Origin of the sequence: Chthoniobacter sp. (assembly GCF_040003245.1) — a bacterium.
Classification (GTDB): Bacteria; Verrucomicrobiota; Verrucomicrobiia; order Chthoniobacterales; family Chthoniobacteraceae; genus Chthoniobacter.
The window spans coordinates 1-10,148 of record NZ_JBDUCX010000242.1; the positions used below are offsets into that span (position 1 = coordinate 1).

General features: G+C 61.5%; 7 protein-coding genes and 1 pseudogene. 5 read left to right on the plus strand and 3 right to left on the minus strand.

The window, feature by feature from the left end; genetic code table 11:
* Together ABJF10_RS25065 and ABJF10_RS25070 are read right to left on the minus strand one after the other, a co-directional pair.
* Nucleotides 1-1,471: pseudogene (locus tag ABJF10_RS25065) on the minus strand (hypothetical protein); the annotation flags it as partial.
* Nucleotides 1,399-2,316 carry a DUF3857 domain-containing protein gene (locus tag ABJF10_RS25070; protein ID WP_348547361.1) on the minus strand — a complete coding sequence of 306 codons (918 nt, stop codon included), beginning with the start codon at nt 2,314-2,316 and terminating at the stop codon, nt 1,399-1,401. The pseudogene ABJF10_RS25065 and the gene ABJF10_RS25070, both read right to left, overlap by 73 nt.
* 139 nt (nt 2,317-2,455) lie before the next feature.
* On the opposite strand from ABJF10_RS25070, the gene ABJF10_RS25075 reads away from it, so the two are divergent.
* The 5 genes from ABJF10_RS25075 to ABJF10_RS25095 all read left to right on the plus strand — a co-directional run bounded on the left by ABJF10_RS25075 (nt 2,456) and on the right by ABJF10_RS25095 (nt 9,187).
* A complete protein-coding gene (locus tag ABJF10_RS25075; protein WP_348547362.1) occupies nt 2,456-4,879 on the plus strand; it encodes an ammonia-forming cytochrome c nitrite reductase subunit c552 in 2,424 nt (807 codons plus the stop codon).
* 62 nt (nt 4,880-4,941) lie between these two features.
* Nucleotides 4,942-5,409, plus strand: coding sequence for a hypothetical protein (locus ABJF10_RS25080; RefSeq protein ID WP_348547363.1), 468 nt, complete (start codon nt 4,942-4,944; stop codon nt 5,407-5,409).
* A gap of 157 nt (nt 5,410-5,566) precedes the next feature.
* The gene (locus ABJF10_RS25085; RefSeq protein ID WP_348547364.1) at nt 5,567-7,216 is read left to right on the plus strand and encodes a hypothetical protein; all 1,650 of its coding nucleotides are present in this window, start codon (nt 5,567-5,569) and stop codon (nt 7,214-7,216) included.
* Nucleotides 7,217-7,256: 40 nt separating this feature from the next.
* Nucleotides 7,257-8,174 carry a c-type cytochrome gene (locus tag ABJF10_RS25090; RefSeq protein WP_348547365.1) on the plus strand — a complete coding sequence of 306 codons (918 nt, stop codon included), beginning with the start codon at nt 7,257-7,259 and terminating at the stop codon, nt 8,172-8,174.
* Nucleotides 8,175-8,839: 665 nt separating this feature from the next.
* The gene (locus tag ABJF10_RS25095; RefSeq protein ID WP_348547366.1) at nt 8,840-9,187 is read left to right on the plus strand and encodes a hypothetical protein; all 348 of its coding nucleotides are present in this window, start codon (nt 8,840-8,842) and stop codon (nt 9,185-9,187) included.
* 123 nt (nt 9,188-9,310) lie between these two features.
* Here the strand turns inward: ABJF10_RS25095 and ABJF10_RS25100 are convergent.
* Nucleotides 9,311-10,148: hypothetical protein (locus ABJF10_RS25100; protein ID WP_348547367.1), on the minus strand; the 838-nt coding region annotated here is incomplete at its 5' end.

Sequence of the window (10,148 nt, forward strand, 5' to 3'; positions counted from 1 at the left end):
AGGCGGCCTCGCCGATGAACGTGAGCCGGTGCCAGGCGCCCAGATGGAAGATGGACGGATACAGACGCACATCGGTGGCAAGGAAGGCAATGGGCCGGGCGAGGAGGCCGAGCATGACCAGGATGAGCCAGCCGCCAAGGCCCTCGAGCTCGGGATGGTGGAGAGAAGGGGGGCGGGGCGACGGCAGCCGGCTCACAAAGGAGTAGCGCACGGCCAAAGCCACGGCGGCGGCGAGGATGGTGGCGACCAGCAGGGCGATGGGCCAGTTGAACTGCGCTTCCTGGGCAAGGGTGGCGGGATCGGTCTTCCCCGGGGCGCTCGCTTGTTGCGGGGTGTGATAGGTGAAGACGTAGCCCACGTGCTCCTGGATCTTGCGCAGCGCGGCATCGTAGGCGGGCAGATCGGCGACGGGCACCTGGTCGGTGAGACTGCGGTACGAATAGAGCATCCGGATGTTGCGTCCCTCGCCCTTGGACTCATGCTGGAAGTGGAAGAAGGCGTTGGTGATTTCGCGTTGCGCCGCACTGAAGGCCCAGTCCTCGAACATTTCCGCATGGATTTCCTGAGTGGTATCCACCGGGTAGGAGATGGCCAGCGGATCGATGCGCTCGGTGGTGCCCGGCGTGCCCATCTCGCCTTCCACGTCGCTCGGGCGGACGGTGAAATGATAACTTAGTTTGTCGTCGGCGAGTTGCCAGAGATCGGGGATGACGTAGTGCTCCTGCACGCGGCAGGCATTTTCGCCGGGCAACTCCTCGTAGGAGATCGGCTCGCTCGCGTGGATGCGGGCGTAACGCCGGGCGTAAAACTGGAGGTAGTTTTTCTGCACGTTCTCCTTGCTGTTCGTCTGGAAGAACGAGCGGGCCAGGTCCGCCGAGAGCCCCCGGCATTCCGTGACCACGTCGAGCCGCGCATCCGCGCCCGGCTTGGCGACGCGATAGTTTTCGACGACTTTCCTTTTCGGCAACGAGGCGGGCGGCGGACCACACGGTGTGAGATCGCGGGTGCCGGCCCGCAGGACCAGGGCATAGCCGAAATTGCTGACGTAGAGCTGCGAGAGCGGTCCACGCTGGGTGGAGCGGGTCGCGTCCAGCCACCAGACGTCGTGGCCATTCTCGACGCGCAGGATGACGTGGTCGAATAAACCGGGGGAAGGTATCCGGTCGGCGACGTACTGACGGCGGCTGCTGCTGACGAGAGCCGGGGTGGCGTTCAGCCCGCATTGCTGCAGCAGAGTCCCGAGGAGCAGCGTCTTGTCCTTGCAGTCGCCAAAGCGCCGGCGCAGCACTTCGCTGGGCGGCGTGGGCTGGTGCGAACCGATGCCGGATTCGATGCCGAGATAGCGGATATCCTCCTGCACGAAGCGCAGCGCCGCAACGATGCGTTCGGTGTCGCTGGTCAACCCGCGCAACTGGGCAAGCTCCTGGTCGAGGTCGGGAGAATTGGGCGTCTCGACTCGATAGAGCGGCACGACCCAGCGACAACCTCCGGCCAGTCGGCGAAGTCGCTGAATTGCACGATGCCGAAAGAATTGTAGCCGCGCGGAGGATTGGGATCGCCGTGGTGGAGTGGCACATTCGATTCATCCCAGAGCCATTCGGTCACGCCGTGATCGGTGGTGATGGCCGGCGTGATGGTGCGGTTCTTGGCGAGGAAGTGGAGGGGTTGCCTGGCGGGACGAATCAACCGCACGATGGCCCGGCGCATGGGAATGCTCCATTGGGTGGCGAACGAGGCGAAGTAATGCCCGCGCAAAACGGGGTTGGCGCCCTCGACGGTGTAGGCGTATTCGACGACATCGCCGACGCGTACGTCCTCGAGCTGGCACTGGGCGGTGAAGGCCCCGTCATAGAGGAAGGATTCGGCTTCGCGCTCGCGCTGGAGCAGGCGCACTTGGGAGCGGTCCAGGCGGTCGAGCACCTGCCCGCCCCGCAGGATACGGATGGTGTGGAGGGTCAGCTTCTCGTAAGAGGGATCGAATGAGGCCCCGATGGCGGCGCCATTCTGGACGCCGTTGTCGGAGGTGATGAGATGCGCTTCGTGGTAGTAGGAGGCGCGCTGGCCGAGGTTCTCCTGGACATCGACCAGCAGGTAGGAAATGCCGTCGCTATCGGGATTGGTGGGTGGAGTAGTGTCGGGCGCGTAGGGCCGCACCCAGGCCGGCGGTGCGGCCATGGCGAAGGTGGGCGCGGTGGCCTGTGGGGGAGCAGGCGATGCGGGCTCGGCTTTGGCCGAAGTGGGCTTCGCGGCGTGGGAGGAGAAGACGAGTGTCCCCCAGGTGATGAGCAGCAGAGTGCGGAAGCGGGCGATGATCATTCCGATGGGAGGCGCGCCGAGTGCTTACGTCGGGCGCGCTGTGGTGGGCAATGTTTTGTTTGCGGATTGCGTGGAAAACGTCCGGATGGCGATTCGTCGGAGGTGACGGGGCTTGCGTGGTCTGCCACACTGCGAGGAGATGAGCCGCCGCAAGAAAAAGCCCCCGACCTCCGATTCGAATTCCAGTCCGTCCAAGGCCGACGCCAAGACCCTGTTTTGGGAGCGGGTCCTGGGCGTTTGGCTGGCCTTGTTTTGCCTGGGATTGATTGGGCTGGCCGCCTGGTGGCTGATGACCCACGGGTCGCATCCTCCGGCGGGAGATGGGAAGCCCGCGGCGACACCGGCAGCGAAGTTTTCCCTGGAGCCCGAGGCGAAGGTGATGCCGCGGTATGCCGGGTCGGAGTCCTGCCGGGATTGTCATGCGGCGGAGTTTGGCAAATGGCAGGGGTCGCATCATCAACTCGCGGAGCGGAAGGTGGACGCGAAGCTCGATGGCGTGGCATTTGAGCCACCGAAGGAGATCAAGGCGGGGACGCTAGTCTCACAAGCGCACGTCATGGACGGGAAATTCGTCCTAACCACAGCGGGGTTGAAGTCACCGCAGGAGAATTTCACGCCGGACCGAGTGATCGGGGTGGATCCCGTGCGGCAGTTTTTGGTCGCGGGGCCAGGCGGACGCTGGCAGTCGACGGAACTGGCTTGGGACCCGCACAAGCAGGAGTGGTTCGACGTGTATGGCAATGAGGACCGGCAACCGGGGGAATGGGGGCACTGGACGGGGCGGGGGATGACTTGGAACCAGATGTGCGCCTCGTGTCACAATACACGGGTGCGGAAAAATTATGACGTGAAGGAGGACAGCTATCACACGGCGATGGCGGAGATGACGGTCGGCTGCGAGGCGTGTCACGGGCCGATGCGGGCGCATGTGGATTGGCAGAAGACGTACGCGGCGAAGCAGGCGCCGAGTGCGGGAGAGAAGAAGGTCGATTTGGGAAAGACGGGTGATCCGACGCTGGTGAAGCTATCTCGCGACCAGATGCTCGATACATGTGGAATGTGCCATGCGCGGCGCGTGGAACTGACGGGCGATTTTGTCCCGGGCGACAAGTTCTCCGATCACTTTGGGCTGAGCATTCCGGATGACAGCGAGCTGTTTTATCCCGATGGGCAGGTGCACGACGAGGACTACGAGTTCACGTCGTTCCTCGGCAGCAAGATGCACGCAGCGGGGGTGCGCTGCATGGATTGTCACGATGCGCACACGAGCAAAAACGTCGTGGAGGGCAACGCGCTGTGCATGCGGTGTCACGGCACGCCGGTGGCCGTGGTGCCAACGGTGGCGGTGGCGCCGCAGATCATCGATCCCGATCACAGCTTTCACAAGGCGGGCACGGCGGGAAGCCGGTGCGTGGATTGCCACATGCCGGAGACGACCTACATGCAGCGTCACGCGCGGCGCGACCATGGATTCACGATTCCCGATCCGTTGCTCACGAAGGAGCACAACATCCCGAATTCCTGCAACCGCTGCCATGCGGACAAGACCGCCGATTGGGCACTCGAGGCCTGCAACAAATGGTATGGCGACAAGATGAATCGCCCGACGCGGACGCGTGCGCAGTGGGTGGCGCAGGCCCGCGCCGCGGCACCGGGGGCGCACACCCATTTACTGAAGATGCTGGGCGAGGAGAAGAATCCGTTCTGGCGCGCGGTGGCGGCGAATCTGTTACGTGGCTCGATCCACGAGGAGGGCGTGCTGGCCGCGCTGGAAAGTGCGGCGAAAGATCCGAGCGAAATGGTGCGCGGCATGGCGGCGAGGGCTTTGGCCATGAATGTGTCCAACTCGACGACGGGGGAAACGAGCGTGCCGGCGGCTCTGCTCACCGACCCGTCGCGCTCGGTGCGCATCGATGCGGCGTGGGGGCAGCGGCGGATGATCAATCCTGAATCACACGCCGGGAGTGAACTGCTGCATTACCTGAACTTCAATCGTGACCAGCCTACGGGACTGACGCAGTGGGCGACCTACCTGGAGGATCGCGGCGACGCGCCGGGCGCGCTGGCCGCCTTCCGGCAGGCGGTGGATTGGGACCACGGATCGGCGCCGCTGCGGAGCAACTACGCCATTGCATTGAGCATGGCTGGAAAATCCGAGGAGGCTGTACAGCAACTCGCCGAAGCGGTGAAACTGGCGCCGCGGGACTCGCAACTTCGCTACACTTTTGCGCTCGGGCTGGCCGAGGTGAATCGCTCTTCGGAGGCGCGCGGGCAACTGGAGCAGGCGGTGCAACTGGACCCGCAATTTGGCCGCGCCTGGTACAATCTCGGTCTCGCTCGCAATGCGGCGGGGCAGGCTGGACCGGCACTGGAAGCCCTCGCCCGGGCCGAGGCGCTCGATTCGCAGAATGCGCAAGCCCCCTATGCCGCCGCGACGATTCTGGCCAATCTTCGGCGTGGTCGCGAGGCGGCGGATGCGGCGCGGCGCGCCTTGAAGATCGACCCCAACTATCGGGAGGCTTCGGACCTGCTGCGCATGCTCTCGGGACAAGGCGGGGGATAGGCAGGCCAGCGGATGGGAGCGGTTAATGCGACCGATCGCCGCCCGGGCGGCGATCCTCAGGTATGCTCACGCAAACCAATTGCCGCCGATCGGCGGCGGGCGCTTTTCTGGCCTGCGCACTGTTCATCGTCGTGGCCTCGGCGAACCAAGGTCTCGCTGCTGCTCAATCCGGTGTTTCCTTGACGGGGGCAGCGGCGGAAATCCAAAGCATCACCGGCGGGCCGATCGAGATTCACGTCACGCCGCCTTTGTCCGTAGAGCGAGCTTTGCCGCTCGTGGACCGGACGGTGGTTGAGGCTTTTCGAGATGCGGCCAAGGATCCGGAAACGAAGGAGCGCCTGAATCGTATCGTGCACGTGATCGTGATCGAGGGCTGGTTTGCGGGCGGGGAGATTCACCACGTCAAATTGAAAAACGAGGTCATGACGATCCAGACGCTGACCGACCGGGAAGACATTGAGGATCTGCGGCCGCTCATCGTGGAGGTGCTCAAGAAGGTGGCGCAGCTCGACGCGAAGCGGACCCCGTAAACTTTATTCCAAAAAATAGCCATTCTCCGCAATGGAGCCAATGAAGCCAATGGAAGCTGTCACTCCGCTGACACTTTCCGGCGTGGGCGAGGTAGGTCGCGCTTGATGTTCTGGCGGAGCGGGGCTTGCATTAGCGGCCCCCACTTTCGCCACTCCCATGCGCCTCCCCTTGCTCGCCGCCGTCCTGTTGTGCCCCATCCTCACCTTTGCGCAGGCTGCTCCGCCTTCCGCTTCCACGCCCGGTGAGGAGTTGACTCTCCCCTCCGGCTTCAAGGCCGAGCTGCTGCGGTCCGCGTCCAAGGAAGAAGGCTCGTGGATCTGCATGGCCATCGACGCCAAGGGCCGCCTCTACATCTCCCCGCAAGGCAAGCCCGAGGGCGCGGGCATGAAGAAGGGCGACGCGTGGGGCGGCCTCTGGCGCGCCACGCTCGATGCCCAAGGCCACATCGCGCAGTGGGAAAAAGTGCCCGTGCCGGTGGGCGACGCCATGGGCATGCTCTGGGCGTTCGATTCGCTTTACGTCAGCGGCGAAGGCCCGGAAGGGCGGGGGATTTACCGTCTCAAGGCTTCCATGCTAAGCGATACGCTCAATTCCTGGACCCTCTTCAAGAAAGTCCCCGGCGGCAACGGTGAGCACGGCGCCCACGCGCTGGCCCTCGGTCCCGACGGCAAATCGCTCTACATCGTCCACGGCAATGCCACGCCGCTCATCGAGGGCACCGCGCCGGATTCCCCGTATCGCAACTACGCCGAGGACGATCTGCTGCCGCGAGTGAAAGACCCGGTCGCCACCTTCTTCGACAAGGTCAAGAGCCCCTACGGCTACATCCTCAAGACCGACGAAAACGGCACGAAATGGGAGCTCGTCGCCGGCGGCTTCCGCAATCCCTACGACATCGCCTTCAATGCCGACGGCGAACTCTTCACCTACGACAGCGACATGGAGTGGGACGTGGGCCTGCCGTGGTATCGCCCCACGCGCATCCTGCACATCATCCCCGGTGGCGAGTACGGCTTCCGCGAAGGCACCTCGAAATGGCCCGCCTCCTACGCCGACTCGTTGCCCCCGGTGGTCAATATCGGTCTCGGGTGCCCGACCGGCGTCGAGTTCGGTACCGCGTCGAATTTCCCCCCGAGATACCGGAGCGCGTTCTTCATCCTCGACTGGACGTTCGGCCGCATCCTCGCCGTGCATATGCACCTAAAAGACGCGAGCTATACCGCGCAAAACGATGTGCCGCCGTATCACCTCGCCAGCCCGTTGAAGAGCGACGACGTGGAGGAATTCCTGCGCGGCAAAGGCATGCCGGTCACCGCGCTGGTATTTGGCAAAGACGGCGCGATGTATTTTACGGTGGGAGGCCGGGGCACGCAGGCGGCGCTTTATCGGGTGAGTTGGACGGGCGCCGCGGACAAAGCCCCGCAGATTACCACCGGCACCCCGACCGAGGAAATCTACGCCAGGGAGGGTCGGGAATTGCGCCGCGAACTGGAAGCCGCCCAGGCGAAAGCCAATCCCAATGTCTGGAGGAAGCTTCCCAACGGGAAGGATTTGCTCTGGTGGGGATTGGGCGATCGCGACCGCGAGATTCGCGCCGCCGCCCGCATAGCCTTGGAGAATCTCCCGGTCCCTGAATGGCGCGACCGGACGCTGGCCGAGAAGGACGCCCAGACCTCTCACCGCTCTCCTGGCCCTCGCCCGCGTCGGCACCAAAGACGATCAGGAAGCCATCCTCCTGGCCCTCGCAAAATTCCCGCTCGATTCGCTCGACGAAGAACTGAAGCTGGTCAAGCTCCGCGTCATTGAGGTCGCTCTCGCCCGGCAGGGCCGGCCGAATACCGACCTCGTGCAGATCGGCATCGAAAAGCTCGGCAAGCAGTATCCGGCGAAGAGCTTCGCGCTCAATCGCGAGCTGTGCCAATTGCTCGTCTATCTCGGCGCGCCCGATGTGGTGGAAAAGACCCTCGCGCTCATGGACCAGAGCGACGAGCCCGCGGAGCAGATCTGGTATGCGCTCTGCCTGCGCGAAGCCGGCACGTGGACGCCTGCCCAGCGCGAGCATTACTTCTCGTGGTTCGCCAAGATGCAGGACTATCACGGCGGCAATTCCTCCAAGAAATTCCTCGCCCGCATCCGCGACCTCGCGCTGGAAAAACTGCCCGAGGCCGACCGCCCCGCGCTCCTCGCGCTCGCGGAAAAAGTCATCGAGAAGCCGAAGCCCGCGCCCCTCATGCCCGCCCGTCCGTTCGTCAAGAACTGGACCTTGCCCGACCTCGAGCCCGCGCTCGCCGGCGTAAACCAGGGCCGCGACTTCAACCGCGGCAAAAAGCTCTTCGGCGAATTGCTCTGCGCGCAGTGCCACCTCTTCGCCGGCACCGGTGGCCTGGCCAAGGGCGGCGCCGTCGGCCCCGATCTCACCGCCGTCGGCAGCCGCTTCAGCGCCCACGATATTCTCGCCAAGATCCTCGACCCGTCGAAGACCATCAGTGACCAATACGCCAGCTACCTCTTCACCATGAAGGACGGCAGCATGGTCGGCGGCCAGGTCACCGAGGAAAACCATTACCTCGTCACCGTCATCGTCGACCCCTTCAGCGGCGCGAAGCAAAACATCCCCGCCGGCAACATCGCCAAGAAAGAAAAATCCCCGGTCTCCCTCATGCCGCCCGGCCTGATCACCACGCTCTCCCAGGACGAAGTCCTCGACCTCCTCGCCTACCTGCAAAATGGCGGGAACGAGAAGGCAAAGGCCTTTGCGAAGTGATTGCGGATATTCTCGACCTCGCCGTCAGATCTCTACGAACAGTCAAGATTTGTGCCTCTTCTCTGTTTCACTGCGGCTTCAAACGGAGGGCCGCTGATTCCATTCAAATGCCGCAACGGGAGGAGTGGAATACTGTTATTCTTCCTACTGCTTCATTTGTTACAGTTTGTCGGCGCAGTTGGTGCGTCGCCTCAACTGAAGCTCGATTCTACTTCAGACTCAGCATTGCAATCCTACTCAGGCCAAAGAGTGGTGGTAGATGGCTACTTCAGATATGGATATGAGGTTTCAGCATTATTTCCTACTAAGCAGAGGCCAGAGGAGATTTCTTATACGCGAGCGGTATGGGTCGACTTTGCCGGCGGAGAGGAGTGGAAGTTTCTCTGGTTTCCCTTTGAGGGGAATCTGAAGATAGAGGGGACGCTAAAAGCGGAAGCAGGTGGCCAATACGGCCATCTCGGGGGCTCGCCTGCGATGCTAGCAGACGCGAGAGTGAGGGGTATTATTCCGCGGTTGGTTGGGTTGATTGTTGCCGTTTCGGTAGTGATCTGTTCTTTGATCGTCTGTTTCGTAAAAATGAGGCGCCGGCGGAAAAGCTGAGCGACTGTGAGCGACCTAATTGAATGAAACCCCTGGCGAGACCTCTAGCGATAATTTGTTTCTTTTTGTCCGTCCCTTACGCAATAAGGGAGTACCCATTATTCATAGTTAGTATCTTTCTGTTTCCGCAGCGCGCAATCACCAGCAACTCGCTGATAGCTATCGCCATGGTCGGAGGCCTGACGTTGACGCCCTCGGCCTTTCTGGTCTTGGGTGTGCTTTTCTGGAAAAAGGGCAAAAAACCGGGGCCACCACCGCTTCGGAAATGCCAGAAGGTTAAGAATCAGCAAGGCGAAGTGATCGGGCTTTGGGTCGCGAACGCCAATGATCCAAAATTAGATGCTGTCGTAGACAATTTCTACTGGCGTCAGTTGAAATGGCCTGCTCCCCAAAAGTTGATCCAAGTGTTATGAGAGTTCGGCGGCGCTCACGCGCCGCCAACTCTCATAGCAAGGGGAAATGGGGGTCAGGCGACAATTATTGACAGGCTGTCAGGAAATGTCGCCTGACCCCCATTTCCCGATGCACCTGCCGTTCTAGCAATCTTTGAGAGCCGTAATCAACTCAAACTCCGAAAGCGATAACACCAGCAGTCGCTTCAGCGCTTGGGATAAAAGCTCCCATGCTGATTCTCGGCTATGTAAGTCTCGCAATGACTTGCTCGAAAAATCTGGGATATCCCCGTGGGCAATGGCACTTCGTAAATCGTACAATTTCTTCCAGAGGCTCTTCTGATCTGAACAATCAATTCGAGGATGATCTAGTGGCTTGGTGAACCGTCCGTTCAGTAGTGCCATTTTAGTCGAGACTTGATGGTTGAGCGAATCGCCGTGCCAAGGTGACCTCGGACTATGGGTGATCAAGGATTCTAAAATTGTGAACGCTGCCAGTACGACCATATCGGAATGGCGCGGCAGAGCCAGGATTTGCGCGTGGCGTTCTAATGCCGCAGACACGACTCCCTTCTGCAAATGCGATATCTTTGCGAATAGTTCGGCTGTGGGCGCGATTGAATCCTCGCTGATTTGCGTAAAGCTCATCATTGCCGCCGACGAGAAGAAAGTGCTGATTTGGTTTGTTGGCGTAGCGCGACCTCGCATTCCAAAATCCTCGTCTTTAAAAAAGCAATTGCCCAACTCAATTGAAGGTTCCAGAAGAAGGAGCGCCCTTCCAAGTTGGCCGCATCGGTGGTCGTTGCCAGCGAAATTTATGACGTAATATCGCCAGTCCGCTTCTGGTGCGATGCCTACGGATCCGGTACCACCATCAGAGGTTTGTATGGGCAGGTTCATCTCGCAGGTGTGACCAGCAGGAAAGATGTGAGGCGCAACCGATTTTTGGACCGGTTGTTTGTTTAGTTTGCTGAGTGGATCT

Bases quoted from the DNA above. Each gene is read 5' to 3' on its own strand.
- ABJF10_RS25070 (WP_348547361.1), bottom strand. From the start codon at position 2,316: ATGATCATCGCCCGCTTCCGCACTCTGCTGCTCATCACCTGGGGGACA.
- ABJF10_RS25075 (WP_348547362.1), top strand. From the start codon at position 2,456: ATGAGCCGCCGCAAGAAAAAGCCCCCGACCTCCGATTCGAATTCCAGT.
- ABJF10_RS25080 (WP_348547363.1), top strand. From the start codon at position 4,942: ATGCTCACGCAAACCAATTGCCGCCGATCGGCGGCGGGCGCTTTTCTG.
- ABJF10_RS25085 (WP_348547364.1), top strand. From the start codon at position 5,567: ATGCGCCTCCCCTTGCTCGCCGCCGTCCTGTTGTGCCCCATCCTCACC.